Annotated in this window: 27 protein-coding genes and 1 pseudogene; 12 read left to right on the plus strand and 16 right to left on the minus strand. The window is 49.9% G+C overall.

From position 1 onward, the window contains the following. Positions 1-144 precede the first annotated feature (144 nt). Together O3276_RS23000 and O3276_RS23005 are read right to left on the minus strand one after the other, a co-directional pair. Positions 145-651: a hypothetical protein gene (locus O3276_RS23000; RefSeq protein WP_269673390.1), complete on the minus strand. Its 507-nt coding sequence runs from the start codon at positions 649-651 to the stop codon at positions 145-147. Between the two features lie 106 nt (positions 652-757). Continuing rightward, a complete protein-coding gene (locus O3276_RS23005; protein WP_269673391.1) occupies positions 758-2,038 on the minus strand; it encodes a hypothetical protein in 1,281 nt (426 codons plus the stop codon). Between the two features lie 501 nt (positions 2,039-2,539). Here O3276_RS23005 and O3276_RS23010 point away from each other — a divergent pair. The 3 genes from O3276_RS23010 to apbC all read left to right on the plus strand — a co-directional run bounded on the left by O3276_RS23010 (position 2,540) and on the right by apbC (position 4,935). Continuing rightward, entirely contained in the window at positions 2,540-2,968 is a 429-nt protein-coding gene (locus O3276_RS23010) for a DnaT-like ssDNA-binding domain-containing protein (RefSeq protein ID WP_269673392.1), read from the plus strand. After that, positions 2,877-3,677: a replication protein P gene (locus tag O3276_RS23015; protein WP_269673393.1), complete on the plus strand. Its 801-nt coding sequence runs from the start codon at positions 2,877-2,879 to the stop codon at positions 3,675-3,677. Before O3276_RS23010 ends, O3276_RS23015 begins: the two co-directional genes overlap by 92 nt. Before the next feature lie 166 nt (positions 3,678-3,843). Next, positions 3,844-4,935 carry an iron-sulfur cluster carrier protein ApbC gene (gene apbC / locus O3276_RS23020; RefSeq protein WP_269673394.1) on the plus strand — a complete coding sequence of 364 codons (1,092 nt, stop codon included), beginning with the start codon at positions 3,844-3,846 and terminating at the stop codon, positions 4,933-4,935. Here the strand turns inward: apbC and O3276_RS23025 are convergent. Beyond that, positions 4,932-5,507 carry an NAD(P)H-dependent oxidoreductase gene (locus O3276_RS23025; RefSeq protein WP_269673395.1) on the minus strand — a complete coding sequence of 192 codons (576 nt, stop codon included), beginning with the start codon at positions 5,505-5,507 and terminating at the stop codon, positions 4,932-4,934. The two genes, apbC and O3276_RS23025, sit on opposite strands and share 4 nt — an antisense overlap. A 120-nt stretch (positions 5,508-5,627) precedes the next feature. On the opposite strand from O3276_RS23025, the gene O3276_RS23030 reads away from it, so the two are divergent. Together O3276_RS23030 and O3276_RS23035 are read left to right on the plus strand one after the other, a co-directional pair. Beyond that, on the plus strand, positions 5,628-6,311 hold the full coding sequence (locus O3276_RS23030) for a methyltransferase domain-containing protein (protein WP_269673396.1): 684 nt from the start codon (positions 5,628-5,630) through the stop codon (positions 6,309-6,311). Positions 6,312-6,425: 114 nt separating this feature from the next. Then, positions 6,426-6,914, plus strand: coding sequence for a CBS domain-containing protein (locus O3276_RS23035; RefSeq protein ID WP_101744861.1), 489 nt, complete (start codon positions 6,426-6,428; stop codon positions 6,912-6,914). Positions 6,915-7,137: 223 nt separating this feature from the next. Here O3276_RS23035 and O3276_RS23040 read toward each other — a convergent pair whose 3' ends face one another. After that, complete coding sequence (locus O3276_RS23040) at positions 7,138-7,623, minus strand: OmpA family protein (protein WP_269673397.1); 486 nt, start codon at positions 7,621-7,623, stop codon at positions 7,138-7,140. A 295-nt stretch (positions 7,624-7,918) separates the two neighbouring features. Next, the gene (gene ald / locus O3276_RS23045; RefSeq protein ID WP_269673398.1) at positions 7,919-9,040 is read right to left on the minus strand and encodes an alanine dehydrogenase; all 1,122 of its coding nucleotides are present in this window, start codon (positions 9,038-9,040) and stop codon (positions 7,919-7,921) included. Positions 9,041-9,681: 641 nt separating this feature from the next. On the opposite strand from ald, the gene O3276_RS23050 reads away from it, so the two are divergent. Both O3276_RS23050 and O3276_RS23055 read left to right on the plus strand, forming a co-directional pair. Next, the gene (locus O3276_RS23050) at positions 9,682-10,077 is read left to right on the plus strand and encodes a hypothetical protein (protein ID WP_269673399.1); all 396 of its coding nucleotides are present in this window, start codon (positions 9,682-9,684) and stop codon (positions 10,075-10,077) included. Between the two features lie 145 nt (positions 10,078-10,222). Continuing rightward, positions 10,223-11,014, plus strand: a complete 792-nt coding sequence (locus O3276_RS23055) for a sporulation protein (RefSeq protein ID WP_269673400.1) — start codon at positions 10,223-10,225, stop codon at positions 11,012-11,014. 48 nt (positions 11,015-11,062) lie between these two features. Here O3276_RS23055 and mglC read toward each other — a convergent pair whose 3' ends face one another. The 3 genes from mglC to mglB form a co-directional block, all read right to left on the minus strand. Continuing rightward, the gene (gene mglC / locus O3276_RS23060) at positions 11,063-12,091 is read right to left on the minus strand and encodes a galactose/methyl galactoside ABC transporter permease MglC (protein ID WP_269673401.1); all 1,029 of its coding nucleotides are present in this window, start codon (positions 12,089-12,091) and stop codon (positions 11,063-11,065) included. A 42-nt stretch (positions 12,092-12,133) separates the two neighbouring features. Beyond that, a complete protein-coding gene (gene mglA / locus O3276_RS23065; RefSeq protein WP_269673402.1) occupies positions 12,134-13,657 on the minus strand; it encodes a galactose/methyl galactoside ABC transporter ATP-binding protein MglA in 1,524 nt (507 codons plus the stop codon). Between the two features lie 165 nt (positions 13,658-13,822). After that, complete coding sequence (mglB, locus tag O3276_RS23070; protein ID WP_269673403.1) at positions 13,823-14,797, minus strand: galactose/glucose ABC transporter substrate-binding protein MglB; 975 nt, start codon at positions 14,795-14,797, stop codon at positions 13,823-13,825. 217 nt (positions 14,798-15,014) lie between these two features. Here mglB and O3276_RS23075 point away from each other — a divergent pair, with 217 nt between their 5' ends. Both O3276_RS23075 and O3276_RS23080 read left to right on the plus strand, forming a co-directional pair. After that, positions 15,015-15,770: a response regulator gene (locus O3276_RS23075; protein WP_269673404.1), complete on the plus strand. Its 756-nt coding sequence runs from the start codon at positions 15,015-15,017 to the stop codon at positions 15,768-15,770. 8 nt (positions 15,771-15,778) lie between these two features. Then, positions 15,779-17,287, plus strand: coding sequence for an ATP-binding protein (locus O3276_RS23080; protein ID WP_269673405.1), 1,509 nt, complete (start codon positions 15,779-15,781; stop codon positions 17,285-17,287). Positions 17,288-17,289: 2 nt separating this feature from the next. On the opposite strand, the gene O3276_RS23085 is transcribed toward O3276_RS23080, so the two are convergent. Next, a complete protein-coding gene (locus tag O3276_RS23085) occupies positions 17,290-19,785 on the minus strand; it encodes a heavy metal translocating P-type ATPase (RefSeq protein ID WP_269673406.1) in 2,496 nt (831 codons plus the stop codon). A 359-nt stretch (positions 19,786-20,144) separates the two neighbouring features. On the opposite strand from O3276_RS23085, the gene O3276_RS23090 reads away from it, so the two are divergent. Further along, the gene (locus O3276_RS23090) at positions 20,145-20,399 is read left to right on the plus strand and encodes a transposase (RefSeq protein WP_269673407.1); all 255 of its coding nucleotides are present in this window, start codon (positions 20,145-20,147) and stop codon (positions 20,397-20,399) included. Positions 20,400-20,519: 120 nt separating this feature from the next. Here O3276_RS23090 and O3276_RS23095 read toward each other — a convergent pair whose 3' ends face one another. The 4 genes from O3276_RS23095 to O3276_RS23110 form a co-directional block, all read right to left on the minus strand. Continuing rightward, positions 20,520-21,740 (minus strand): hypothetical protein, encoded by a 1,221-nt coding sequence (locus O3276_RS23095; protein ID WP_269673408.1) that lies wholly within the window; start codon positions 21,738-21,740, stop codon positions 20,520-20,522. A 363-nt stretch (positions 21,741-22,103) separates the two neighbouring features. Then, the gene (locus tag O3276_RS23100; protein ID WP_269673409.1) at positions 22,104-22,298 is read right to left on the minus strand and encodes a cupin domain-containing protein; all 195 of its coding nucleotides are present in this window, start codon (positions 22,296-22,298) and stop codon (positions 22,104-22,106) included. Positions 22,299-22,442: 144 nt separating this feature from the next. Beyond that, on the minus strand, positions 22,443-23,789 hold the full coding sequence (locus O3276_RS23105) for a glutamine synthetase family protein (RefSeq protein ID WP_269673410.1): 1,347 nt from the start codon (positions 23,787-23,789) through the stop codon (positions 22,443-22,445). An 18-nt stretch (positions 23,790-23,807) separates the two neighbouring features. After that, on the minus strand, positions 23,808-24,224 hold the full coding sequence (locus O3276_RS23110) for a gamma-glutamyl-gamma-aminobutyrate hydrolase family protein (RefSeq protein ID WP_269673411.1): 417 nt from the start codon (positions 24,222-24,224) through the stop codon (positions 23,808-23,810). A 153-nt stretch (positions 24,225-24,377) separates the two neighbouring features. On the opposite strand from O3276_RS23110, the gene O3276_RS25970 reads away from it, so the two are divergent. Beyond that, positions 24,378-24,503: a XapX domain-containing protein gene (locus O3276_RS25970; protein ID WP_432387844.1), complete on the plus strand. Its 126-nt coding sequence runs from the start codon at positions 24,378-24,380 to the stop codon at positions 24,501-24,503. Here O3276_RS25970 and O3276_RS25975 read toward each other — a convergent pair. Beyond that, a pseudogene (locus tag O3276_RS25975) lies at positions 24,483-24,827 on the minus strand (aminotransferase class III-fold pyridoxal phosphate-dependent enzyme); the annotation flags it as partial. The gene O3276_RS25970 and the pseudogene O3276_RS25975 overlap by 21 nt on opposite strands. 169 nt (positions 24,828-24,996) lie before the next feature. Between O3276_RS25975 and O3276_RS23120 the strand changes: the two are divergent. Then, positions 24,997-25,437: an aldehyde dehydrogenase family protein gene (locus O3276_RS23120; protein ID WP_269673412.1), complete on the plus strand. Its 441-nt coding sequence runs from the start codon at positions 24,997-24,999 to the stop codon at positions 25,435-25,437. Positions 25,438-25,474: 37 nt separating this feature from the next. Here the strand turns inward: O3276_RS23120 and O3276_RS25980 are convergent, their stop codons facing one another. Continuing rightward, positions 25,475-25,900 carry a protein kinase domain-containing protein gene (locus tag O3276_RS25980; protein ID WP_442876549.1) on the minus strand — a complete coding sequence of 142 codons (426 nt, stop codon included), beginning with the start codon at positions 25,898-25,900 and terminating at the stop codon, positions 25,475-25,477. Beyond that, positions 25,788-26,627 carry a protein kinase domain-containing protein gene (locus tag O3276_RS23125; RefSeq protein WP_269673413.1) on the minus strand — a complete coding sequence of 280 codons (840 nt, stop codon included), beginning with the start codon at positions 26,625-26,627 and terminating at the stop codon, positions 25,788-25,790. Before O3276_RS23125 ends, O3276_RS25980 begins: the two co-directional genes overlap by 113 nt. Positions 26,628-26,787 lie beyond the last annotated feature (160 nt).

Here is a 26,787-nt window from a genome sequence, read left to right on the forward strand (position 1 = left end):
AACCACCTGAATTAGAGTTCACTATTCTTGAAAAAGTTCCATCGTTGACGATAATCATTTACCTCCCTGCTGGTTAAGTAGTTATTGGTGCTCCTGAATATCTGATCAGTCCTTTGACATCAGATTTCAGGAAAATAACAACGTTTAGTAAAAATCCGACTCGGCTTCTGCGTTTTTCAGTTGATCAAGCAGTGATGCTGTTTTTTGCTCATAGGCTGGAGTAGCAGCAGAATCTTGACGTTCTACGTTCCTGGACCCTGGCACATCCACTGACATCGTTCTTTTGCTATCAGGAAGATCTTTTATCACAGAGCTGATTTCGGCCCGTATGGGGTACTGACTTTTGTACCCCGAGCTTTTAAATTTGCTGATTTCAGCATTCACTCGCTGTTGAATAACGTCCAGGGGCGTGTTTGGTGAAAACGTCTGTTTGTAAACTTCGTAATGTCTCCTTCGGTACTCGTAGGTGATTTTAATACTGCGAGTGCGAGGTCCGTCAGATAATTCAGATGGCGTACCCACGGTTGCCGCTTTTTTTGCTCCGGCCACAGACTTTGCCGCACTGGAAATGGATGCGGATCCGGTTCTCAATGGCTCTGCCTGTGGTTTTTGTGTTTCTGTTTGAACGGAGGTGGAGCGATGTTGTTCCACCGATGGAGCCCATCTAACCGACTTTTTTCTGGTGGTTGGGACTATGGTATCCTTAGCAATGGTGCTTTGATTGGTGTCCAGTCTTTCAGGTGTTTTTTTTGCTGGTTTAAAAACGGGGGGTGGCCACAGATACAACACTTATTGTGAGTTTCTTGTAGACAGGCTTTTCTTTTTGCATGGATTCAGAGGTTAGCTGAATATCATCCTCATTTTTCGGGCTCAATTTGGTTTCAGCCAAACTGACTGTCGCTGTGGCAGAATCACTCAACGATGAGAGTACTGAGGCTTTATCCGGTGGAGTGATCGTTTTCTCAGGTGTGTTATTGATTGCTGTTGCATCGATTGAGGTTGCATCGTCATCTTCTTTATCAGCCCCGCTGATGTCCAACTCACCCACTTGACTTTCAAGGCTGTGGGTTATGGTTTGGGTAATCGGATTCTGATCTGCTGCTGGTGGTTCGGTTGTGATATCCATAGACGGCAGGTAACTCGCGGAATCTCTGGTTATGACTTCCTCTTCGAGATGACCACTATCGTCACTGCCGCTGGTTTCAGGCCCTGATTGATACTGTTCTTGATTGAAAAACTCATGAGCGGTTACAAACTGCTCCAGGGGACTTCCTGGTGATCCCTGGTCTGTCTCCACATCAACTGGATATTCCTGAATTTCATAGACACCTTCTGTAGAAGATGCGGATGAGGAGGTACTGAGTTGGTCGTCCTGTGAGAGCTGGTTTGGCAAAGCGCTGTCCGTTGAGCCTGATGGTGCTTCCGCAGTGTCGGCATCAGGCTGTTCAAACGGTGAGGCAGTAGCTGGATCATCCAGAACGGTCAGTCCCGCCCATGTTTCTGATGATGACTGCCCAGTGATGTCCGGTTCAGTGATTTGTGTTTCGAGGCTCTGTTGGAGTATCGGTTTAATTTCAGTTGCCCTGGCCGGTTGGGGCGGGTAGCTGCTTAGGGGGGATTGAGGCTGATCAGCCCGATGTTCCTGTTTAGTGGAGGTTAAACGTGGCGGCGACGCTGTGTGTCCTTCTAATAAAATCCTTAAGCGTTCAGCCTGTTCTTCTGCCCTGGCGATTAGGGCAGAAAACGACTGGCTGGTGCTCTCCTTGTTGGTGTTCAGGGGGAAAGCTGACTGATAGTGTTGATCCGGGATTTTTCGCTTTCTGGTCGGAAGCTGTTTGGCATGTTCCTCTGCTGAGGGATGCAGGTGAGAAGAGAGTTGCAGAGTATCAGAATCAGGCGAGAATTTATCAGTCTTCATACCGTGGTAAAGCGTTTTTGCTTCTTCCCGGGACGACGCAGTGGCCGATTGGGGAAGGTTCTGCTCACGGGGACTGTGGATTGTATGATCGTAACCTGAACCCGGGTATTGTAGGTCCATTTTCACTCTCCTGATTAAAAAACCTCCTCTTCAGATCATTGAGACCGTTTGAAAGTTTCCTGGGTTGACTATTTTCTCGCTAAGTAAATGTTCGTATTTTTTAATTCTTTTGAAATCAGGGCGCTAATTTTTGCAACTGATGATTATATTAGTGATCTACGGCCGTACAAAGATGGTTTTGTATCATGAATTTTTTAATTATGTTTCGAGGCAATCGTTGATAAAATAATGTCAGCAAGACATGGGCTTACATTCATCAGGCGACCCGCGGGCCTCACAAGCACTCTGGTTCGAGTGCGCTGACTGGTCATGAGCCAGTGCTGATGGTTTTGTGTCCTTTACTCATTGCCATGTCATGGCTTCAGCAGCAAACTTCCCTGTCCGGGCTGACGATGGTTATTCCTGTGTCGCTTTTTCTGCGTTGACGAAACCGTATGGCAAACAGGGTGATATCATTGGTCAAGCTAGACCAGAAACGGGAAGGCAGGTATTGTTGATTACATGACTGACGAGAACAAACATTATATTCGCCGGCGCAATGCGGGCGCATTACCCTGGGAAATTGAGCCGGATACCCGCAAGCAGGAAGAGCACCCTGTGTTTGGTCAGGCTCAGCCTGTCATCCCTGAGGGTGCCCGGGTGCAGCCTTTGCCGGAAGATTTTGCTCCATCCCGGGGAATTCTGGAGTTTCTCCAGGCCCATCAGGGCATACCCCTGGAATTTATTGCTACCCAGCTGGTTGATTTCAAGTTGTACTGGCATGAAACGGGTGAGGCGCGCAAAGCCTGGCAGAACAAGTTCAAATCCCACGTCATTTACCAGTGGAAGCGGAATCAAAGTGAAACAGGGCAAAGATCTCATCGATCAACAGCTGAAAAGCTTACAGACCGGAGCTGGGACGACGGCTTCCAGTTCGAAGACGGCGAGTGATCAGCGGTCCATCGCTCAACAAGCACCTGCGGCCTGTGATCCGGCAGCGTCTGGCCCTGGTACGCAACAGGCCCGTTCCGGGGCCGATCATGTTGATGCCATTAATGCGGTTTTCACGCTGCTGGAAGATGCTTATCCCCTGAAGTTCAAGCGGGCTTTCCAAACCCATGAAGATATCATCCGTGCCAAGCGGGTCTGGAAAAACTCTCTGCAGGAATTCAGCCCCCGTCGTATTTTGATGGCGGCAAAAAAGGCGCTTGATACCGCTAAATTTTTTCCCGATCTCAGTGATATCCGTGAGCAGTGCAAGCTGCGATACGATGAAGTGGGGTTAAAAGAGCCCCAACAGGCTTATTATGAGGCCTGTTATGCCCCGCAACAGCACAGAGACTATTCATGGTCGCATATTGCGGTCTATCTTGCCGCCCGTGAAACCGGTTGGATGATGCTGCGCAGTGAGGAACAACGGATCGCTTTTCCGGTATTTGAGCGAAACTATGAAATACTCTGCAACCGGGTACTGGAAGGTGAAGATCTTGAGGCCAGTATCCTGAAAGGGATTGAAGATAGTCGCAGCAAAGAAGTCACCCGCCTGGCAGAAGAGGCAGCGCAACAGCATCAGCGGGAGACGATGATTTCCCAAGGTATTGATCCGGATAATGGGGCATCAGCCCGGGATCGGTTAAGGACAGTGTTTGACCAGGGCTGATACTGAATCATCCCTGATGCAATGCAGGGAGCTCTGAACGTTGCGAATCAACAGTATTGGCAGTAAATCTGCGACGGTAATGTGTACGTAAAGCTGGCCTCTTGAATTTCTCTTCTCAAACCCTCATTTAACCGAATATTATTTTCCCGCCGACTGGAGTGTGGCCATGAATCCAAGCCGAGCCGATATTGAAGCGGCGATCCGCAGCTATCAGGATCCTTACCTGAAAAACAATTTGCTGGATGCTGGCTGTCTTGAAGCCCTGAACATTGACCATGGCAACGTCAGCGCTTCACTGGTGCTGGGGTACCCGGCCGAAGGCCTGTGTCATGGGGTGGCCCAGATGCTGGCCAGTAAAATCGAAGATGTTGATGGTGTGGCGTCGGTGGATGTTTCGGTCAACTGGCAAGTGGATCCGGCACCGGTTCAGGGTGAGCTGGAAACCATGGCCGGTGTGAAGAACATCATTGCCGTGGCTTCCGGTAAAGGTGGGGTGGGTAAATCCACCACCGCAGCAAATCTGGCACTGGCACTGGCGGCAGAAGGTGCGCGGGTGGGCATTCTGGATGCCGATATCTATGGCCCGAGTATGGGACAGATGTTTGGTATTGCCGATGGCACCCGGCCGGATGTGAAGAATGAGAAATTTTTCGTGCCCATTGAGGCCCATGGTATCCAGGTGATGTCCATGGCGTTTCTCGTGACCGAAGATACCCCTGTGGTATGGCGTGGCCCCATGGTCAGTGGTGCCCTGATTCAGTTGCTGACTCAGACGATGTGGCATGATCTGGATTACCTGGTGATTGACCTGCCTCCGGGCACCGGTGACATTCAGTTAACCCTGGCACAGAAAATTCCGGTTTCCGGCAGTGTGGTGGTGACAACACCTCAGGATCTGGCGCTGATTGATGCCCAAAAAGGTGTGGAGCTGTTCCGCAAGGTCGGTGTGCCTGTTCTGGGCGTGGTGGAAAATATGGCGGTGCATATCTGCTCAAACTGTGGCCATACCGAGCATCTGTTTGGTGAAGGTGGGGGAAGCCGTATCGCTGAGCAGTTTGCAATCGACCTTTTGGGCTCCCTGCCACTTTCCATGATGATTCGTGAACAGGCAGACCAGGGCGCGCCTACGGTTGTTTCTGAACCGGAATCACAGATCGCCATGATCTACCGGGATATGGCCAGGCACATGACGGCAAAACTGTGGTTACGTCATCAGCAGGCCCCGGCCGTGCCATCCCTGTCAGTGGTGGATGACTAAAAGTGTTTGATTTTCTGGCGGACTCTGTCCAGAAACTGGCTTAACCGGGGTCTGGCAATCTTATCCATGCGGTACAGGGTCAGCCAGTCAATATCCCTGCATTGGGTGACGGCCTTCAGGCTCAGTTTCATCATTTTGCGGGGTGGGTTACCGATCAGGGCCATCCGCCAGCGGGATGCGCCCTGGGTGGTAATGATCAGAATCTTCTTCAGGTTGGTTAGCTTTGGCTTTACCCCATCCGGACCAAAATCAGCCACGACCGAGGGAAGCCAGACTCGATCCAGCCAGCCCTTCAGGATGGCTGGCGGTCCCATCCACCAGGTGGGATAGATCATGATCAGGGCTTCAGCCCATTGCAGTTGTTGCACATAGTTCTCGACGGTAGCGGTGTTGTTCCTGTCCTTATAGGTTCTTCGCTCGGCGGTGCTCATTCTGGGCTCAAAATTTTCCTGATAGAGATCCAGCGTGTGTACCTCAAATGATTTTGCCCGCAGCTCATCAGACACCACCTGCAAGATGCTGGCGTTGTAACTCTCAGGAACCGGGTGGGCAAAGACAACCAGTGTTTTCATGCAAGCATTCACTCCATGCCTTTATTCGTCTGGCCTGATTGTAACGCTTATTGAATGGGGCGTAACCGCTGTGGGTTCGTCTATGCTTGGTTGATCACCCGATCTAAAAAGACTAACAGCATGGACAATTTCTTCCAGCAGTGGCGTACCTATCGAACCGTTGTTGACCAGGGCTACATGGGGCACAACAGTATTGCTGACCATATCCTCAGACAGATAGAGCCGCTGTCGCAAGGTTTGGATATTCTTGATCTGGGCTGTGGCGATGCCGAGGTGTTTTTCCAGCTGCTACCGGAGCTGACGGTCAATGCGTATCGGGGCGTTGATAGTTCTGCTGCGGCTCTTGAGGTTTTGACCCGGCGTTTTAACGGCAGGGATGTGGCGTTCCAACTTGACTGTCAGGATATGATGGATTTTTTATCGTCCTGTGATGGTCAGTTTGACATTATTCTCGCCGGGTTTTGTATCCATCACCTGTCGTTTGATGACAAAAAACGGTGCCTGGAGATGGCTTATCGCTGTCTGCGAGAGCATGGGGTGATGTTTATCTACGATGTATTTTTACAGCCCGGCGAATCCAGGCAGCGATACCTTACAAATTATCTGGCTTATATGCATTCCAACTGGACAGCCATGTCAGTTCAGGAGTTGGAGGCATTGAGTGCTCATATCACGGACTGTGACTTTCCGGAAGAGGTGCAGACGTTTCGGCAATGGTCAGAAGACGCTGGTTTTAAACAGGTCATAAACCTGTGGGAAGGGGAATGGCATTCCCATAAGCTGCTTCAGCTTAACCGGGGGTGATGGCACAGTGACGGTTACTCTCTGTTCATCCTGAATATTGATCTGGGTCAAGATAGTGGTTTGCCGCAATAGGTCATACTGATCCCGAAGGTGTTTCTTCCGGGAGCCAGGGATATGAATAATGACAACCCCTTAGTTAGCATGACGGCTGAACAAATCATGTGTCAGAAGGTGATGACTGTTCCCTCTGACTGGTCAGTGGATCGGCTGGCGCGCTTTTTGACGGATAAGGCCATTTCCGGTGCGCCGGTGGTGAATAATGCCGGACAGTTGATTGGCGTTGTGTCATTTTCCGATATTGTCCGGCAGGCAGGCAGTGGTCTGGTTGATCTGGCCAGGCGGGACGATGATTTTTACAGCACCATGATCGATGATTCACTGTCACCGGAAGATCAGCGCTCGTTTCATGATCTGGTGGATCAGTCCGTTCTGGTCAATGATATTATGACGCCGATGGTGTTTGAAGTGTCTCCGGATACACCGCTGATCCACGTCGCTGAAGCGATGGTTAAAGGGCGTATTCACCGGGTTATGGTCACCAGGGATCGCTCACTGAAGGGGGTAATCAGTGCGTTGGATTTGTTGAAGGTGATGACGCTTTAAGTGTTTGCGGAGTATTGCTCCTGCATTTCCAGGATACTGTACATCCCTGTACATTCCCTGGAAATTGCTCCTGCATTTCCAGGATACTGTACATCCCTGTACATTCCCTGGAAATTGCTCCTGCATTTCCAGGATACTGTACATCCCTGTACATAAAAAAAGGTACCGTCTGACCGGTACCTTTTTGAAGACTAACCGTGTAGTCCAATCCAATCAGAAACGATTAACGAAAGATCCTCATCTCAACCCGACGATTCTGCGAACGGTCACTTCCTTTGCTGTTGAGGGTAGCGGGGCTGTGTTTGCCTTTACCCGACGTTGTAATACGCTCTTCTTCGATACCTTTATGCATCAGGTACGCTTTTACAGCGAGGGCCCGACTCTCAGAAAGATTCTGGTTTGCCCGGTTTGAACCAATTTTGCAGGTATAGCCCGTGAGTTCGATACGCCTGGAATCACCCATGTGTTCTGCCACCGTATCCAGTAACTTGCGATCTTCCATATCAAGAACCGAAGTTCCAAAATCAAAATATATGGCCTTGGGCGGCTTTTCCGTAAAAGCACAGAAGGGGCCAAAATCACAGTCGAAAATGCTATTGGTTGATTGGTAATCACTGGCGGCCATTTCACTGCTGGTTTGCTTTAAGCCGCAGGCTGTTGTCAGAAGGGCTGCTGTCAGAAGGGCGGTTATTTTGAGTTGCCTTATCATGGTAATTCTCCATCCATGGTGTTTAGTGATGTTTGATTCCCTTTAATGGGAATTTCTACTGAGTATAGTGCTGTGCTTGCCCGTTGCAGGAGCCTGTTGGGAAATCTTTTGGGCAGGTGTCAGTAAGACTGATTTTTGACAGAGTGTGCGGGTTTTCAGGGATGAGCGGCAGGACGCAGGGAGCCACTTGTAAAAGTGCTGTCTCCTGGTCACGCCTCCACACCCTGGGGCATTCGACAGATGTGGAGATGTCACCTGGAGTCAGCAACCATCAGATATGGATTTTCAGCGCCGGTTAAATCTCAGTCAGCACCAGGGCTGCTGGTTTGTAAGGCAGATTTTGTGCCTGGGCAACGCTTTCACAGGTAACAACACCCCGGCAAACATTCAGGCCTGCCAACAGGTGAGGATTATCTTCCAGAGCCTTGCGAGTCCCTTTGTTGGCAATCTGAAGAACATAAGGCAGTGTTGCATTGTTCAGGGCCAGGGTAGAAGTACGGGCGACCGCCCCGGGCATGTTGGCAACGCAGTAATGCACCACTTCATCAACGATAAAGGTCGGTTCGGCATGGGTAGTCGCCACGGAAGTTTCTGCGCAGCCACCCTGATCAATGGCTACATCGACAATAACAGAGCCTGATTTCATCCTGCTAACCAGCTCATGGGTGATGAGCTTGGGCGCTGCTGCTCCGGGCAGCAGGACACTGCCAATGACCAGGTCAGCGGAGAGCACATGCTGCTCAATAGACTGGGAGGTGGAGTAAACGGTACGAATACGGTTGCCATATTGGGCATCCAGCCAGCGCAGGGCATCCACTGAACGGTCAAGTACCACCACCTCGGCACCCATGCCGACTGCCATCGCCGTGGCATTCTGGCCAACAACCCCGGCACCGATAATGACCACCTTGGCAGGTTCAACGCCGGGAACCCCGCCAAGCAGCATACCGCGTCCGGCCATGGATTTTTCCAGACATCGTGCACCGGCCTGGATAGACATGCGCCCGGCCACTTCAGACATGGGGGCCAGGAGTGGCAAACGCCCCCGGGCATCGGTTACGGTTTCGTAAGCGATACAGGTTGCCCCGGAATTGATCAGGTCTGTGGTCTGAGGCACATCTGGTGCCAGGTGCAGATAGGTGAACAGTGTGTGGTGGGGTTGCAGTCTGGTGCGCTCAACAGCCTGGGGCTCTTTTACTTTCACGATAAGCTCAGCTGCCTGAAAAACCGCTTCCGCCGTGTCCAGGATTTTGGCACCTGAGGCCAGATAGTCCTCATTGAAGAAACCGACGCCATTACCGGCCTGGTCTTCAACAAACACCTCGTGTCCGTTGTGAACAAGCTCTTTAACAGCAGCCGGGGTCAGGCCTACGCGGTACTCGTGATTCTTGATTTCCTTGGGAATACCTATCCGCATATTCAACTCCATGATCCTATTAAATTGGGATATAACAATATTTAACATCAATTTTCACAGGATTTTATCTTGAATATGAATTTTTATTAGTTTTTTCATCTAAAAAATATTTTTGAATGATTTTTTTGCTCTGTGTTCAGGAGACATAACAGATAAAGCCCTGTAACCGCCGGTCAATTAACCCCTGTTAAATATATTGAACATCGCTCAGTGACTGGGCAGTATTGGCATAAAAAATAACAAAGCAAGTCAGTATTGCCCGGGAAGGACAGTCTTCAGTCCGACAGGCTAATGGGGCTGAAAGTGAGACTTGCTCTTAAAAAAAACAGGGGATCCTTCAATGCCAGATTTCAAAACAGAACTCGCTGACTATCTTGAGTGCTGTCCGAACAGTGCGTACATCGGTACCTTATTACCTGACATTGGCTGCTGAACTGAACTGACCGAAACCTGTGGAAGAGGCTTTCAGGTAATGACCCATGATGTACAGTATATGGAGAAATACCAACCCTCCTTGGTGATCGCAAAGAACCATACCAGACTACCGTCTACTAAAAAGAAAAGATCGTCGCATACATGTTTTTGCTGCGCACTGAAGGTACCGGTTTTTTGCGATCACACAGTATTGACAAGTGAACTGTATGCCCGGGATGAAACTGGATTATGTCGTGACTTCAGCAGGTAATATGGCGACCATAGCCAAGAGGAGCCTTGATGACAAAGAGCTTATGGAGACGCTGTCATCCAGAGCGACGTGCTCAGGGTGTAATATTTATTTTTTGCAGGGTACCAAAGTTACGGTTTGCGGCCACCGGGTTTGTAACCAGTGCTGGATCAGTAATGAACAACGCTGTCCCAATCGTCGGTGTGGCGATGACAAGAAACTGGAAAACTACGATATTTCCAGCATGGATGAGATTGGCAGGTTGTTTGTGTACTGTCCGCTGAGTGGCTGTAGAGAAATACTCTCCTATGCAGAAACTGACGCACATATAGCTGCACATAACCTGCCGGAACCTGGTCAGAATAATGAATGACTCGCTGCCCGGCTGAGTCAGTGAAGAGAGTTTGACGGGCAGGAAATGGGGCTTATCATGGGCGACTTTGGCCAATATGAATTGTGTTCTGATCATCAATGATCAGCTGCACAGACTGATTTTACTGTTTTGTTGTTGTATATCTATGTCACTACTGAAAAAAGCAATGGCGTCGTTGTCGATAGGTGCCGCCAAAGTGGATGCCGTGCTCGAGCAGCCAGAGTTGATTCCGGGTAAACGGGTGGATTTCACCATTCGGGTTAACGGGGGTGCCGCTGAACAACAGATTGATAACATCTATCTGAATATCTGCTGCCAATATTTTGCCGAGCTGGAAAAGCGTAAGGGCGGTGATGAAGGAACCGTGACTGAAAAGGTAAAACAGACCTGCTCTTTGAGCCAGTGGTCACTACCGGAAACCTTTATCATTGCTCCGGGTGAAGAACGAATATTCAATGCCAGTTTTATTTTGCCCTATAACACACCCATTACCCTGGGCGAGGGTAAGGTATGGCTGGAAACCGGGCTGGATATCCAGTTTGCCATAGATCCTTCGGATACTGACTTGCTGGTAGTAAGGCCGGATGCATTGCTGGCCGGTCTGTTTGATGGACTCACCAACGCCGGTTTGCAGTTGCGCCAGGCGGAGTGTGAAGCCGCCAGTGGCTTTGCGCTGCCGTTTGTTCAGGAGTTTGAATTTATCCCGGTCTCCGGGAAGTTTCTTGGCCGCTGGCGGGAGCTGGAAATTGTTGCCTGGCGCGATGAGCAACAGCTTAAACTCTGGTTTGAAGTCGATCGTCAGCAACGGGGTTTGCAGGGTATGTTATCCGGGCTGCTGGGTAGAGGTGAGTTGCATCGACACCTGGAAATATCGGTGGAGATAATGCCGGAAGCACTGGCTGAACAGGTGATTGCGTTTCTTGATCAGACCATGTGATCTACAATTTTCTGCTGAGCCAGTGCTTCGACATCGTCGTTTTATCGACTATTTTTTATTGGCGTATTTCATGGAATCCAGAGCTACGGCAAAGATAATAATCCCCCCCTTGATAATAAACTGCCAGTAAGGGTTGATGCCGATATAAGTCATACCGTAGTTAATGATGGTAAAGATCAATACGCCGGTGACCACGCCCATGATACTGCCGACGCCACCGGCAAAAGACACTCCGCCAACCACACAGGCGGCAATGGCATCCAGTTCATACAAAAAACCCAGGTTATTGGTGGCAGAGCCGATACGGCCAGCTTCCAGAAGACCGGCAAAGGCATAAAACACACCGGAAAGCGCATACACCTTCAGCAGGGTAAGTGGTACGTTGACACCAGAGACTTTGGCCGCCTCCGGGTTACCACCGATGGCAAAGATGTTTTTGCCAAAGACGGTTTTGTTCCACAGTACCCAGCTGAAAATAATGGCAATAACCGCATAGAAGGTGATGTAGGAAAGCCGGAAGTCACCCAGTCGGATAAAGCCCTGGGTAAATTCGGAGAACTGAGAGGCAAAACCGGCCACTGGCGAAGCGCCCACATAGTCATAGTAGAGGGAGTTCACGCCATAGACGATAATCATCGTACCCATGGTGGCGATGAACGGCGTCACTTTCAGGTAGGCGACCACCAGCCCGTTCACCAGACCAATCAATGCACCAATGGCACAGACAATCATGATAACGGCAGGGATCGGCAGTGGCCCCAGCTCCGGGAAGACTTTGTTGACATTTTCCAGGGCTTGCAACAGGGTTGCCGAGATGACCGCTGCCAGACCAACCTGACGACCGGCAGAAAGGTTGGTTCCCTGGGTAACGATCAGACTGGCAACCCCCAGGGCGATAATAATTCTGACCGACGACTGGGTCAGGATATTGCTGAGGTTTCTTAAACTTACAAACGACGGTTCTTGTATAATGATCACCGCCAGAAGAATCAGTAGCACCGCATAGATACCACCTTCTTTTACCAGGCGCAGAACACTCAGCTGTTTTCCCGCCGTCAGACTGCTGGCAACACTCATGGCAGTCTCTCCCCTTGTTCGTTTTAGTAAATAAAAAATGCGTTATAGATAGCGTGCAGCCAGTTCAAGAATTTCGTGCTGCGTGGTTTCCCGGGTATTGACAATGCCGGCAACCCGACCATTACTCATTACCATGATGCGGTCAGTGACACCCAGCAACTCAGGCATTTCTGATGAGATCATAATGATGCCTTTATCCTTTTTCGCCAGGTCCAGAATCAGCTGATAGATTTCAAACTTGGCACCCACATCAATCCCCCGGGTCGGTTCATCCAGCATCAGGATTTCCGGTTGGGTCAGAAGCCAGCGGCCAATGACCACTTTCTGTTGGTTACCGCCGGAGAGTGAGCCGATGTGCGTTTTATGACCGGGTGTTTTTACCTTCATGGCATCAATGACCCACTGAGTATCCGCCCCCATGGTCTGATTACTTAATAAGCCAAAACGTTGTTTGTACTTTTCAATATTGGCAATCAGAGCGTTAAAGGTGATATCAAGTGTGGCGTAGATACCCGTCGCACGTCGCTCTTCGGTGACCAGAGAGAAGCCATTCTGGATGGCCTGGTATGCATCCTTATTGTCCAGTGTCTTTCCATGCAGCTTGATAACGCCCGCGCTTTTATCGCGAATACCAAAAATGGTTTCCACGACATCGGTACGACGGGCACCCACCAGACCGGCGATACCCAGAATTTCCCCTTTACGGAGTTCAAAGCTGACATCCTGTATGGAGGGCTGGTTTTTGGCGGTCAAATGCTCAACCTGAAGGATCACCTCTTTCGGCTGGTGATCCCGCTGAGGGAATCGCTGGGTCAGTTCCCGCCCCACCATCAGGCTGATGATCTGGTCCATATCCAGACCTGCCAGTGGCCGGGTAGTCACCCATTGACCATCCCGAAGTATGGTAATGTCGTCGCAGATAGAAAAAATTTCTTCCATCTTATGGGAGATGTAGACAATACCGCAGCCACGCTCTTTTAATTTATTAATGATGGTAAACAGGTGGCGGACTTCTTTTTCTGACAGGGACGAAGTCGGTTCATCCATAATGACAATTTTGGCGTTGTAGGAAAATGCCTTGGCAATTTCCACCATCTGTCGTTTGGAAACAGACAGATCCGCCACCTTATCTTTTGGATCAACATCAATATCCAGCTCGTCAAAGATCCTTTTGGTTTCGTCGTACATGGTTTTGTGATCAATAAAACCATGTTTTTTTGGGTAACGCCCCAACCAGACATTGTCCATCACGCTGGATTGCAATACCTGGTTCAGCTCCTGATGCACCATGGAAACACCGTGAGTGAGTGCTTCCTTTGATGAGGTAAATTCTGTGGGCTTGCCTTGAAAATAAATACTGCCTTCGTCTTTTTCATAAATACCGAAAAGACATTTTAAGAGTGTTGATTTACCGGCACCATTTTCCCCCATCAGGGCATGGACGGAGTGAGGACGCACTTTTAGATTAACCCGGTCCAGGGCTTTTACTCCGGGAAATGATTTGCTGATGTCGGTCATTTCCAGAAGCCATTCACTGTCGTTAATCAAATGGTTGCTGGTATCCATAGCATTCTGACTTTTCAGAGAGAAAGAGCATCCGGCAAGGCAGCACAAATGCCCGGGAGGCTGCTCTTTTGAATAAGAAACGGAGTTGAAAGATTCAGGCTGGTTTCGTCTCGTTCCCATGCGTCTGCGTGGGAACGAGGGGGTAGTCAGACCTTAACCTGCCTGTCACAAGTCGTCTTTATCGACACCCACGTAAGGTACGCGAACGATTTTATTTTCGATATTCCAGTTGGTGCCTTCACCGGCAGCTTTGCCATTGGCCAGGTTGTTGGCTAACTGAAAAGCGGCTTTGGCCTGGTTATTGGCGTCGTTCAGTACGGTTCCCTGCATCTGCCCGCCTTTAATCAGTGCCAGTGCTTCTGTCAGGGCATCAACGCCAAACACGGGAATGGCGGATTTACCGGCGGCTTTCAGGGACTCGATAGCGCCCATGGCCATGGCATCATTGTTGGCGATAACCACTTCAATTTTGTCGGCATTCGGGCCAGAGATCCAGGCATCAACCTTGTCTTTTGCCATGGCGGTATCCCACATGGCGGTATCCATGTGGAGTTCTGCCGTCGGGTAGCCCCGGTCATTCAGGGTAGAAATGACATAAGACGTTCTTGCTTCTGCGTCCGGGTGGCCGGGCTCACCTTTCAGTAATACATACTGGATCTTGCCATCACCGTTCAGATCCCAGGCTGAGTTTTTGGCCCAGTGCTCAGCAATCAGTTCACCCTGGATAATGCCTGATTCCTTGGAGTCAGTGCCAACGTAGTAAGCATGCTTATAGCTGGCCAGGGCTTCAGGGGTGGGCTCTTTATTGTAGAAGACAATGGGAACATCGTCGTACTTGGCTTTTTGAATGATGACCGGAGCGGCGGCAGGATCCACCAGATTTATCGCCAGCGCATCCACCCCTCTGGCCAGCATAACGTCAACCTGGTCATTCTGCTTGGACTGATCGTTCTGCGAGTCGTTCATCAGCAGTCGAACACCGTCAACCTTGCCGGCTTCTGCTTCGATAGCCCGGCGAACGCTTGCCATAAAGTTATCGTCGTATTTGTAAACGGTAACGCCCAGGGTCGTGCTGGCCTGAGCGGCACTGCCAATGGTCATCGCTGCCATCATGGCAGCCATTGCTGTGACTTTTTTCATGGTTGTCCTTCGGTGAATTTTTGTGTGTTTTGATGGTACCAAATAGTGCTTGCTGTTAGGGTAAGGCAGCTCAACGAAATGTAACAAAGTCTTAACACAGCGGTCATAAATAGGTACGTCGATCGACGTCCATATTGTCAGGGATCAATAGTTTTGCTCAGCGCTGATTGGGATAATCCTGACTGACGACGTGGTAATTATATGGTTAGGGGGAACGATGAGGGCATCGCACCGGATTTTTGTGGTGGATGATGATGATGGCATTCGGCAGTTACTGGCTGAATACCTGACAAAGCATGGTTTTGCTGTAGAAACATCACCGGATGGTGAGTCTTTTCTGGAACGGTTCCAATCACTGTCCGTGGAAGAAACCCGGAATGCGCTGGTGGTGCTGGATATCATGATGCCGGGTATCGATGGCTTTGATGTCTGTCGGCAGTTGAGAACCTTTACCAAAGTCCCTGTGATCATGCTCACTGCCGTATCCGATGAAATGGACCGTATTGTTGGTCTGGAAATCGGGGCAGACGATTACCTTGCCAAACCCTTTAACCCGAGGGAGCTACTGGCTCGAATTAAAGCCATTTTCCGGCGCAGTGAGCAGACCGCTGAGGCACCGCCGCCTTCACGGTTTTGCTGTTTTCATGGCCTTTGCCTGGATATGGTTACCCGGTCATTGTCTGATGTGGAAGGGGAACCCCTGCCGCTTTCTGGTGCTGACTACAACTTGTTGATGCTCTTTGTGAACAATGCCGGCAGGGTGTTGAGTCGTGAGTATATTGCGGGCGAAACCCGCAAGCGCGGTTCAGATCCACTTGACCGTTTTATTGATGTCCATATCAGCCGACTCCGCCAGTGTCTGGGCGATGATGCCAGGTCACCGGCGATCATCAAAACCGTGCGAGGTGCCGGATACCTGATGGCAACCGAGGTTCGATTTTCCCATGATGCTGCCGTGCCTGTTCTTTCGTGAGCGTAAGGATGAGCGGCGTCATAAAAGAGTATTGGCAAATCCTCAAACACCAGCTTCATGAGTGCTCACCAAGGACGCTGGCCGGCCGTTTCCTGATGGTGATGTTTGCCCTGGTGTTCACCTCCCAGCTTCTGGTGAATCATCTCTGGGAGCGGGAAACCGAGAGTGACCGGCAGGAAGCGCTTGCCAGAGTTGCAACCAGTGTGGCGCTGCGTATGTCGGCTACCACTGAATATTTTGTGACATTGCCTGCCTCACTCCGCAAGGCCGCTATCAACAAACTGCGTTACATGGGAGGAGCCCGTTACTTCATCACCCTGAATCCGGAGTTTATTAAACTGGTGCCTTATGAGAACTCATTGGCCCATCAAACGGTGGTGAATGTCTTTAAGGCAGTACTTAAAAACGCCAATCATATCAGTGGTCGGGTCGAGGTGGCTTTTTCCCGGCCGGAAACGCTGAAGGTGTTTGATAATCAAACGCTGCTGCAGGATCTGCCCGATAACCGGGGTCGGGAAACGTTACTGGTTGAGCCTCTGGATCTTCCGGTTCTGGTGATTCAGGTTGAGCTTGAAAACAGTGAGTGGCTATACCTGGCAACCCTGATGCCAGACTCATCCATTCTCTCGGCTGATGACTCCTCCCCGGCACCTTTGCAAACTTCCTATTTGATCTGGATGCTGGTGCTGCTGGTATTTGCGACCATGGCTATCTATTTTATGGTTCGCCCTTTTGCGGCGTTATCCAAAGCAGCAAACGATTTTGGGCGGGATCTGGAGCCTGTGGCCATTCCTGAACAGGGCTGTCTGGAGTATGAAAGAACGGCCCGGGCTTTTAACCAGATGCAGCAGAATATCCGTCATTATATGAATGACCGGAAACAGCTGTTCTCAGGGATTTCCCATGACCTGAAAACGCCGATTACCCGACTGCGCCTGCGAGCCGAAATGCTGGATGATGACGCCCAGCGGGAGCCGTTTATCCATGATCTGGAACACCTGGAAATCATGGTCAAGTCGGCCCTGCAGGTGGTCAGCAATACCGATATCCATGAAAGCCCCCGGGTGGTTGATCTGGAAAGAATGCTGAATGACATGACACTGGCTGCCCAATCAGTTGGGCAGAGGGCCTGGCTGCATACACCGTTCGTGAATCATCCTGAGGGTGACGGGCGTTATAACATCACCGGCAAACCGCTGGCGCTTAAACGGTGTCTGGAGAACCTGATTGGCAATGCGATTGTTTATGGGGCACCGGCCAATGTTTATATTGAGCGGCTAGCCGATCAGGTCATCATTACTGTCCGTGATCATGGACCCGGTATTCCAGAGGGGATGGAAGAAACGATTTTCAAACCTTATTTCCGGCTGGACTACGGCTGCCAGAAGAACCCGGACGGTAACGGTCTTGGGCTGATCACCGCTCGCCACCTGGCGCGGATTCATGGTGGCAGCCTCAGACTTCGTAACCATCCGGAAGGCGGGCTGGAGGTTACCTTGACATTGCCAGTCACCTGATTTTATGACAATTGATGTTTACTCGTTGATGGTTTGAACCACCTTAACCGGTTGGCATTGGACACCACGGTAACCGACGACAGTGCCATGGCACCACCGGCGATAACCGGATTGAGCAGCATGCCGGTAAACGGGAACAGGATGCCTGCGGCAATGGGTATGCCTAAGGAATTGTAGACAAAGGCACCAAACAGGTTCTGTTTGATATTGCTCAGTGTTGCTCTTGAGAGTTCAATAGCATCTGCGACACCGTGAAGAGATGCGCCCATCAGGGTCACATCCGCCGATTCAATGGCAACATCGGTCCCGGTGCCAATGGCAAAGCCAACATCGGACTGGGCCAGGGCCGGGGCATCGTTGATGCCATCACCTGCCATAGCCACTTTATGACCGCTCCCGGATAGAAGACGCTGCAGTTCTTTCACATGCCCGGCTTTATCTTCAGGCAGAACTTCGGCATGGAACTCATCGATGCCAGCCTGTCTGGCAATGGCCTGTGCTGTTAACCGGTTATCTCCGGTGAGCATAACCACGGTAATACCCAGTTTATGAAGCCGTTTGATGGCTGTCTGTGAGTCGGCCCGGATAGGGTCTGAAACGGAGATGATCCCTGCCAGACTGTTATTAATCGCCATAAACATCGGGGTTTGCCCCTGTTCTGCCAGCTGTTCCGCTTGATCGACCAGGCTTTCGATGTTGCAGCCATTGTCGGTCATCAATTTTTTATTGCCCAGCAGCAATACCTGACCATCGACGTTGCCAGAAACGCCGTGACCGGGAATGGCCTGAAAACCCTCAACGGTTTTCAGCGGTATCTGCCTTGACTGGGCGGATGCCACCACTGCTTCAGCAAGGGGATGTTCAGAGCCCTGTTCCAGGCTGGCTGCCAGGGTTAACAGTTCGACTTCGGTGTATGGCTCCAGGCTGATAATCTCAGTCACGGTGGGGCGGCCTTCGGTGATGGTGCCCGTTTTATCCAGAACCAGTGTCGTCAGTTTACTGGCCTGCTGCAATGCGTCACCTTTACGAATCAAGATGCCCAGCTCCGCAGCTTTACCCACTCCCACCATCACTGACATGGGCGTGGCAAGGCCCAGAGCGCATGGGCAGGCAATGATCAATACCGTGGTGGTGACCACCAGCGTATGGGCAACCCTGGGCTCAGGTCCTGCAAAAAACCAGACTGCTGCCGCCAGCAGGGCGATCAGGATAACGGCAGGAACAAAGATGCTGGAAATTTTATCGGCCAGCCGGGCGATCGGCATCTTGGCACTCTGGGCTTTTTTTACCAGGGCGATAATCTGGGCGAGTGCTGTTTCACTGCCCACTTTTTCAGCAGTAAACAACAGTGAGCCATTTTTATTCAGGGTGCCGGCACTAATGGCATCACCCGCCTGCTTTTCTACAGGGACAGGCTCACCGGTCAGCATGGATTCATCCACAAAGCTCGTGCCATCGACAATGCTGCCATCCACCGGAATCTTCTCGCCGGGGCGTACCCGCAGTGTGTCGCCTTTACGCACTTGCTGCACAGGGATATCCAGCTCTTTGCCAGCACGAATCACCCGTGCTGTTCTGGCCTGAAGCCCAAGCAGTCGTTTTACCGCTTCACTGGTTTTGCCCCTGGCTCTCAGTTCCAGCGCCTGGCCCAGGTTGATCAGGCCGATAATCATGGCGGAAGCTTCAAAATAGACATGCCGGGCGCTGTTGGGCAGCCAGTCCGGGAACAGTACAACAATCATGGAAAACAGCCAGGCGGCACCGGTGCCCAGTGCTACCAGCGTGTCCATATTGGCATTGCGATGTTTCAGGGACTGCCATAGCCCTGTGAAGAAGTGTCCTCCGGAGAAATACAGAATCAGTCCGGTAACAACGCCAACCGCACCCCAGGCAATCTGCTCCTGAGGGCTGTTGACGCCCATCTCGCCGGTAACCATGCCCCAGATCATCAGTGGTATCCCGAGGCCCAGGGCGATGGCGGTATGTTTCAGCAGATAGCGATAACGTCGCCTGTCTTCTGCTTCCCGCTGAGCCTGTTGTTGCTCGAATGACCCTTCTGCAAAGTTAACAACCGTGGCGGGAAACCCCGCCTGTTCCAGCGCAGAAAGCACGGTATGGATCTCTATATGAAGATCCGTACCGCCGGTACTTTCCAGCAGAACGGTTTTATCCGCCAGATTAACGGTTCCCTTAACCCCATCGATGCCCTGCAGTGATTTTTCAATTTTGCCAACGCAGGAGGCACAATTCATGGCTGTGATGGCAACCATTGCCGAGGTTTGAACGCCTGAAGCAAGCGCAGCGACAAAGCCAACACTTTCCACTGCGCTCACTAACGCTTCTGAAGAGGCGGTTCCGGCAACCCGTGCAGTGCGGTCGGCAAGATTAACACTGGCGGCAGTAACGCCGGTCACCGCAAGCAGGGCCTTTTCTACTTTGCCAACACAGCCGGCACAGCGCAGACCACTCAATCGCAGTTCGGTTTCTATGACGGTCATGGGTTATGCTCCTGTGGCCATTCTGTCACTGACTGATGCAGCATAACCGCTCTTCCACTTACAGGAAGGTAAAGGCTTAGCTGGTCAAACCGTTGAAATTTTATATTCTACTATTTTTTTGGACAGTGAGCCCTGTTGTTGGAAGATGGCTAAAATTTCATCCAGTTTTTCTTCAGAAGACCCTTCCAGTGCAGTAAGTAGTTGGCCAAATGGAATCGTATATTTCTGGCTAAGTGGGCAGTTACTATGCAAGGCGCAACGTAGTGAGCATAGCCGTAGCTATGTGACCGGAGTTGCAACGCCGCAGAGTGACTGCCCACTTAGCCAGAAATATATGATTTCATTTGGTTAACTACTTAATGGTTGATAATGCCAGCATTCATACCAGTCACAAATTCAAAGAAAAAATAGCAGACTGGATGATTGAGAAGAAGTTGATTGTCTGTTACTTACCAACCTATTCTCCAGAGCTGAACTTGATTGAGATTCTTTGGAAAAAAGTGAAATATGAATGGCTCAATCTGCTGTCAATTATGAACTTTAAGGAGTTCGAGCATGAAGTAAAACGAGTTTTCAATTCATTCGGTCAAGAATACCGAATTTCATTTGCATGACTACTTACTTTCAGAGAATATCGCTTTACGGCACCGCTTCCGGGAATGAATCTGACCTTTGTCATTTACCGTCCACTGCGGCTAATCAGCCACAGATGGATGGACACCTGATCTATGCCATTAAACGTTTTGTCGCCCCAAAACTCTCCCGGAACCTGTCGGCGGCTGCGCTGGAACTGCGGGTTGATGATGGGGCTGCCGGAATTGCAATGGATGCCTGAGTGCGTTCAACAATAAAAGTGTTGTTGATGAGTCCGGATTTGCCTGCCTTAGAGTCTTATAACTTTTATAGGTACAGACTCCATAGGCGGCTATTGTCAAAACAGCGGGTAAAGCAAGCCAGCCATAAGCTGGGGGGGCATCAGTATTGCATAAATTTGCCTGCTCATCCGAGTGATCACAACAATCAAAATTCCCGTCGCACACTTTATCCCGAGGAATGCATTTGCTGCTGTCGCAGCGGAAATCACGCCCTAACTCTTCACATTTGGCTTGTGTGCATAAATCCGCCCCCTCATCGGAATTATCATCACAATAATTATAATAATCTCTATACAAGTCACAGAAATCCTTTTTACAGACAAACTTGGTCTCAATACACTTTTTGTTTTTGCCGCAGAGAAAGCTACGCCCTAACTCTTCACATCTGGCCTTTGTGCAAAAATTCGCCCCCTCATAAGAACCATCACGACATTGATCTTTCCCATCGCACTGCATCCTGCGAGAGATACATATTGGTCTGCTTCTGTTGCCGCAGAGGATACTACGCCCTAGCTCATCACATTTGGCCTGTGTGCATAATTTCTCCCCCTCATCGGACTCATCACCACAATTATCATACCCATCAATTGCTCCGTCACAGACATACTTGGGCTCAATGCACTTTTTGTTTTTGCAGAGGAAACTACGCTCTAACTTCTCACATCTGTCCTGAGTGCATGTTTTCGGCCCCTCATCTGAACGATCAAGACAATGATTATAGGGATAATACTCTTTATCAGAATAAATCCCGTCACAGACCTTATTGAAATTAATGCACTCTTTGCTTTTGGGGCAGCGGAATTCACGACCTAACTCTTTGCATGTGTCCTCAGTGCATAGATTCTCACCCTCATCCGAGTTGTCACCACAATTATCTACCCCATTGCATACCTGATCCTTGTCAGAAATACATTGACTGTTGTTACAGCTGAATTCGTCAGAAGGACATGTCGCCCCGGCCAGTTGCAGTTGATGATAAAAAACAGCAAAGCTGAGCAGTGTTTTAAGCCCTGGTGCAACACCATCAATATATGGTGAGGTCATCACCTGATTAAATGCATAACCCGCTACACTACGCATCAGTCCCATTCCGGCCTGTAAGGCACTACCGGCAAGCTGCCTTACCCTATAGTCAGAAATCGCCCTGTGCTCAGGCTTTTGAGCTGGGCCATGACGGCAACGGGCACTCGTCTGCCCGTGGCTGACAGCGATACCTGATGCTTTTGTTGTTTCCCGGGAGTGTGAAGAAGTGACCTGGGAAGGGAAGACATTTGGCAAGGTAGATGTTGCAATTTGCATTTGATGACCTCAGAGGATATATCCAATACATCCATGCACGTATGCCCATGGCATGGGCTCCACAGGTTTACCGATCTCTCTGGAAAGCAATATAGTTATTTTTTTAAAGCAAGGGCCTGGCCGGATAGCCTGCACCGGAAGGCATTAAAAATTACCGGGAGTTGTACAGCTGATCAAACGACACTTTTTGTCATTACTCGGATTGCAGAAGCGGTGAGGGCGGTTGCTGTCGAAATAATAGCTGTCGCCGGGGTTCAGCAGATAGACATCTTTACCCACGGTAAGCTCAAGCTGGCCTTCAATGATGATGTCGGCTTCTTCACCTTCATGGCATGGCATAGCATCTTATCACCGGTATCGGAACCCGGAGGGTAACATTCATCCATGAAGGCCATGGCAAGGTTCACCTTATGCTGACCAATGATTTTGATCTGTATCTTGTCCATGATTATCCCGGAGAGTGCTTCTTGGCGAGGCATTTTTTTAAACAGTCATTTGCAGATATTCACGCTCCCAGGAGCTGATAATCTCTTTGAAGTTCTGGTATTCAGTGCGCTTCACTTCAACATAGGAACGAACAAAGCGTCTTCCCAGGGTCTTTTTGAGAATTTCACTCTGTTCCATCAGCTCAAGGGCTTCCTCAAGATTAAGTGGAAGTCTTTTGTCGTTAGAATCATCAGAGGCATTTCCGGTGACGGCTTGTGTTGGTTCTGCCGCATTAACCATGCCAAGGTAACCACAAAGCAGTGATGCCGCAAAGGCGAGGTATGGGTTGGCGTCAGCCCCTGCCAGTCTGTTTTCAACACGGCGGTTGGCAGGCGATGAGTCAGGAATTCTCAGGCTGACAGTCCGGTTATCAATACCCCAGGCCAGATTCACCGGTGCAGAGGTATCCCTGAGAAAACGACGGTAAGAGTTTACGTTCGGCGCAAAAAGTGGCATGGCTTCCGAAACATACTGCTGAAGCCCGCCAATATAGTGGTAAATCATCTTGCTGGGGGAGCCATCTTCGTTGCTGAAAATGTTGTTTCCCTGTTGATCCAGAATACTCTGGTGCAGGTGCATGGAGCTGCCCGGTTCACCACTGATGGGCTTGGCCATAAAAGTGGCATTAATTTCATGTTTTAATGCCGCTTCCCGTACCGTGCGTTTAAATATAAATACCTGGTCTGCCAGGGACAGCGCATCACCGTGACGGAAGTTGATTTCCATCTGGGCTGCACCTTCTTCGTGAATCAGGGTGTCTACATCCAGCCCCTGCTGTTCACACCAGTCGTAAACATCTTCAAAGAGAGGGTCATATTCATTGGCAGCGTCAATGCTATAGGATTGGCGGCCAGACTCAGGACGCCCGGATCGGCCAACCGGCGGCTGCAACGGGTGGTCCGGATTAGCGGTGCGTTTGGTCAGATAAAATTCCAGTTCAGGTGCCACGACCGGCTTCCAGCCTTTGGCTTCATAAAGCGCCAGAACGTTTTTCAGTACTGCCCTTGGTGCCATGCTGATCAGGTTGCCCTGCTTATCGTAACAGTCATGGATAACCAGCGCCGTTGGCTCCAGTGCCCAGGGTACCTTATGGACAGCGGACTCATCGGGTTTGAGAATCATATCGATTTCAGCGGCATTCATCAGCTCATAGTAGATTTCATCATCGACGTAATCTCCGGTCACCCCCTGAATCAGCAAACTTTCCGGCAGTCGTATGCCTTTTTCGGCAATAAACTTGCTGCTGGGCATAATCTTGCCACGGGCGATACCGGTAAAGTCGGATATGACCGCTTCGACCTCGGTGACTCTCTGCGCTTTTAACCAGCTGGCCAGCTTTTTCATAGTATTTTTTGCTTATGGTTATGTTCTTAGTGATGACGAGGTAATCGCTGGTAATGCCTTGTACGACAGGTTTCGGCAAATGCCTAATAAAGGAATACCCAGGGCTATGGCATCAGGGATAAGTTGCAGAGTTGTGTTATCTCTCTGGCTATCATGGTGTGCGCTTTCTTTTGAAACATCGGAGTTAGCCGGTGCACTACCATAGCGCCGGGGTTCAGTATTCGAATAAGCACCAGTAACCAGCAGGCCGTCAAGCTGGGAAAGAGTGTCTTGACTATCCAGGGGAACAGGCAAAGAAGGGATGATAACAGGGAGGGCATTGGCAGCATGAACAACAGAGGTAAGATACTTTTCTCCAGCCTGATGTACACGGTGCAGACCATCCATTGCCGTGTCTGCTGTGACACCGATCAGTGGCCGGGTATCGGTTTTCATAATTCACCTTATTATGTTGTTTAAGCTTCGTTTCCCTGAATCAGACTTCAGGGGCTGTTTTCATGGACTAATATAAGATTTTCCTGCAGTTTCTTCTGGTGTCACCTGATGAACGAAGCCCTTATTGCTACAGCCACTGGTTTTGCCGTAGGTATGCTCTTCAGCTACTTCCGCTTGCCGATCCCTGCCCCTCCTGTACTGTCCGGCGTTACCGGGATCGTGGGTGTTTATCTGGGACATGTCTGCTTTCAGTTTCTGATTACACGCTTTTTCAGTTAGTTTACCGAACATTGTGCGATTATTGCCGATCCCCCCGACAGAAATGCCGCCAAAATTCACACTGTGGTAACCACGCTCACGACCAACCAGTCTCTGTCGTGTACCTTCACCCCTGATGCGATGGTAGCCCAGGGCAATTTTCAGGGCAGTCTCTACAGACTCTGAGCCTGAGTTGGTAAAGAACACGTGGTTCAGGTTGCCGGGGGCAATGTCCGCCAGACGTTCTGCAAACTCGAATGCCAGTGGGTGCCCCATTTGAAAGGGTGGCGCGTAGTCCATTTTTGCCACCTGACGGGCGACAGCGTCAGATATCTCCTGACGTCCCTTACCTTTGTTATTATTGAGCCCTGGTTTGCTGACGTGGTATCACTGGCGCACATGATTTCAAACAGTGTGTACAATATTTCAAACAATCTGTATTGAATCAAGTACTGCATTTCGTTAATGTGCTTTTATCAATACATGCCCTCAAACAATAACAACAGGAGCGGTTATGGCGACCAGAACGCACGTGCAATGGCAGGCTATGGTCGATGGACTGGAGATCCGCCATCAGGCCTGGATCAACGGTGAATACACCGATGCTGCCAGTGGTGGCACCTTTGATTGTTTCTCTCCTGTGGATGGCAAGTTTCTGACCCGTGTGGCCAGCTGTGATGAAAAGGATGTCAATCGTGCGGTTGCTGCTGCCCGTTCAACGTTTGAGTCTGGCGTCTGGTGCCGCAAATCTCCGGTGGCCTGCAAAAAAATTCTTCAGGCTTTTGCTCGCAAAATTGAACAGCATCTGGAGGAGCTGGCGCTGTTGGAATCGATTACTATGGGTAAGCCCATCAACGATGCCCTGGGTGATCATATTCCCGGCAGTGCCAACTGTATTAGCTGGTGTGCCGAGGACATCGATAAAATATACGACGAAGTCGCTCCATGCCTTTGATAAATACACGGAGTTGAAATCTACCTGGATTTCACTGCTATAAGCCTGCTAACTGGTCTAATGCTGCTTTCGCTTCTGACAATGCCATTCGCTGGCTCGGTTTACGAAACAGCGAAAGCATGATGTTCAATATTTCAGGATGAAAAAGTCTGAATCGCTTCAGCATGTATGACCTTTTTTGTACCTCACTTTTTTCATTGAAACGGATGATGTCCTTATAAACCCTGGACTCATCCTTGGAGTCATATAATCGTATTCCGGTGGATACAACAAATAGAAGCACCCCGAGTGACCAGGCATCTGCGGTATGATTATATCTACTCTCAGAGAACACCTCGGGGGCAACATAGTCAACAGTGCCACAGAGGGTTCTGGTATAATCGTTTTTTTGCAGGTGTTTGGTGAGCCCCATATCGGTTAGCTTTACCATGCTTTCTTCCCCCGGGGCTTTTGGGGGGGGCATAAAGTATATTATCGGGCTTAATATCCCGATACACCAAATTCTGATCATGAATACACATTAATGCGGCACAGATTTTTCTGCCAACATCAACTGCAAGGTCTAAACCGGGTTGGACTTTTTTATTTACAAGGCTTTCACAAAGGTCAATGGCATCAACGTATTCGAGAACGCAGGCCAGGGGCCTGTAGAGAGCCAGGGAAAAATCAGGATCCCCGTGTTGGATCAAACGATATTTATTGTTAGCTTCTCGCTGTACTAAAACCGCCAGAGTTTTAACAATATTCGGATGATCCGGAATATTCAGCCCTGATATCTCTCCGTTTTTCTGCTGAATGAGTCTTCGCTCTATTGAGAATGTTTTATCTTTTAACAGCTTGACAGCGATGGTTTGTTGTCCATCCGATACTTTTTTTACCACAGAAGACCCTCCTTCGTTGATTTTTCTGCTTTTCACCGGTTCTTTCAGGCGCAAGAGCTGCACTATCACCTGTTCGGTTTCAATCGGTGGGGAGTAGTGGCGACTGGCTCTTTTATTGATCGGAGCCTTTGCAGGTAGAGGAAGGTCAATGGATTCTCCGGTAATTTTTCCGGCGATCGCTACTCCATCATCCGGTTTTACCGAATATTGATTGTGTTTCGCAGGACGCGCTGTTGCTGCAACGGCTCCCCGGGGCGGGTTTGTGTTGAAAGATAAATGCTGTTTGCCGGGTTCCTTGGGGGGCGTCATAAAAAAGCTCGTCATAAGTACTCGGTAGTTAGACTCTGACACAGACTGAAAATTCCCTTGATATATCAGGGGGCCTGGGGAATAGTTCGTGAGGAATTATTCGTGAGGAATGGTTCGCTGAAATTCTGCCTCTTGAAAACGTTGAAATATAAGAGCAGGC

Source organism: Endozoicomonas sp. GU-1 (assembly GCF_027366395.1).
GTDB lineage: Bacteria > Pseudomonadota > Gammaproteobacteria > Pseudomonadales > Endozoicomonadaceae > Endozoicomonas.

Excerpts from the sequence above, each read along its gene's own strand:
- mglC (WP_269673401.1), bottom strand. The coding sequence starts at position 12,091 with ATGAGTGTTGCCAGCAGTCTGACGGCGGGAAAACAGCTGAGTGTTCTG.
- O3276_RS23005 (WP_269673391.1), bottom strand. The coding sequence starts at position 2,038 with ATGGACCTACAATACCCGGGTTCAGGTTACGATCATACAATCCACAGT.
- O3276_RS23075 (WP_269673404.1), top strand. The coding sequence starts at position 15,015 with ATGAGGGCATCGCACCGGATTTTTGTGGTGGATGATGATGATGGCATT.
- mglA (WP_269673402.1), bottom strand. The coding sequence starts at position 13,657 with ATGGATACCAGCAACCATTTGATTAACGACAGTGAATGGCTTCTGGAA.
- O3276_RS23105 (WP_269673410.1), bottom strand. The coding sequence starts at position 23,789 with ATGAAAAAGCTGGCCAGCTGGTTAAAAGCGCAGAGAGTCACCGAGGTC.
- O3276_RS23125 (WP_269673413.1), bottom strand. The coding sequence starts at position 26,627 with ATGACGCCCCCCAAGGAACCCGGCAAACAGCATTTATCTTTCAACACA.
- O3276_RS23050 (WP_269673399.1), top strand. The coding sequence starts at position 9,682 with ATGCCCGGGATGAAACTGGATTATGTCGTGACTTCAGCAGGTAATATG.
- O3276_RS23095 (WP_269673408.1), bottom strand. The coding sequence starts at position 21,740 with ATGCGTAGTGTAGCGGGTTATGCATTTAATCAGGTGATGACCTCACCA.
- O3276_RS23110 (WP_269673411.1), bottom strand. The coding sequence starts at position 24,224 with ATGAAAACCGATACCCGGCCACTGATCGGTGTCACAGCAGACACGGCA.
- O3276_RS23035 (WP_101744861.1), top strand. The coding sequence starts at position 6,426 with ATGAATAATGACAACCCCTTAGTTAGCATGACGGCTGAACAAATCATG.
- O3276_RS23100 (WP_269673409.1), bottom strand. The coding sequence starts at position 22,298 with ATGCCATGCCATGAAGGTGAAGAAGCCGACATCATCATTGAAGGCCAG.
- O3276_RS23120 (WP_269673412.1), top strand. The coding sequence starts at position 24,997 with ATGGCGACCAGAACGCACGTGCAATGGCAGGCTATGGTCGATGGACTG.
- O3276_RS23085 (WP_269673406.1), bottom strand. The coding sequence starts at position 19,785 with ATGACCGTCATAGAAACCGAACTGCGATTGAGTGGTCTGCGCTGTGCC.
- apbC (WP_269673394.1), top strand. The coding sequence starts at position 3,844 with ATGAATCCAAGCCGAGCCGATATTGAAGCGGCGATCCGCAGCTATCAG.
- O3276_RS25980 (WP_442876549.1), bottom strand. The coding sequence starts at position 25,900 with ATGCCCCCCCCAAAAGCCCCGGGGGAAGAAAGCATGGTAAAGCTAACC.
- ald (WP_269673398.1), bottom strand. The coding sequence starts at position 9,040 with ATGCGGATAGGTATTCCCAAGGAAATCAAGAATCACGAGTACCGCGTA.
- O3276_RS23080 (WP_269673405.1), top strand. The coding sequence starts at position 15,779 with ATGAGCGGCGTCATAAAAGAGTATTGGCAAATCCTCAAACACCAGCTT.
- O3276_RS23025 (WP_269673395.1), bottom strand. The coding sequence starts at position 5,507 with ATGAAAACACTGGTTGTCTTTGCCCACCCGGTTCCTGAGAGTTACAAC.
- O3276_RS23010 (WP_269673392.1), top strand. The coding sequence starts at position 2,540 with ATGACTGACGAGAACAAACATTATATTCGCCGGCGCAATGCGGGCGCA.
- O3276_RS23090 (WP_269673407.1), top strand. The coding sequence starts at position 20,145 with ATGGTTGATAATGCCAGCATTCATACCAGTCACAAATTCAAAGAAAAA.
- mglB (WP_269673403.1), bottom strand. The coding sequence starts at position 14,797 with ATGAAAAAAGTCACAGCAATGGCTGCCATGATGGCAGCGATGACCATT.
- O3276_RS23030 (WP_269673396.1), top strand. The coding sequence starts at position 5,628 with ATGGACAATTTCTTCCAGCAGTGGCGTACCTATCGAACCGTTGTTGAC.
- O3276_RS25970 (WP_432387844.1), top strand. The coding sequence starts at position 24,378 with ATGCTCTTCAGCTACTTCCGCTTGCCGATCCCTGCCCCTCCTGTACTG.
- O3276_RS23055 (WP_269673400.1), top strand. The coding sequence starts at position 10,223 with ATGTCACTACTGAAAAAAGCAATGGCGTCGTTGTCGATAGGTGCCGCC.
- O3276_RS23040 (WP_269673397.1), bottom strand. The coding sequence starts at position 7,623 with ATGATAAGGCAACTCAAAATAACCGCCCTTCTGACAGCAGCCCTTCTG.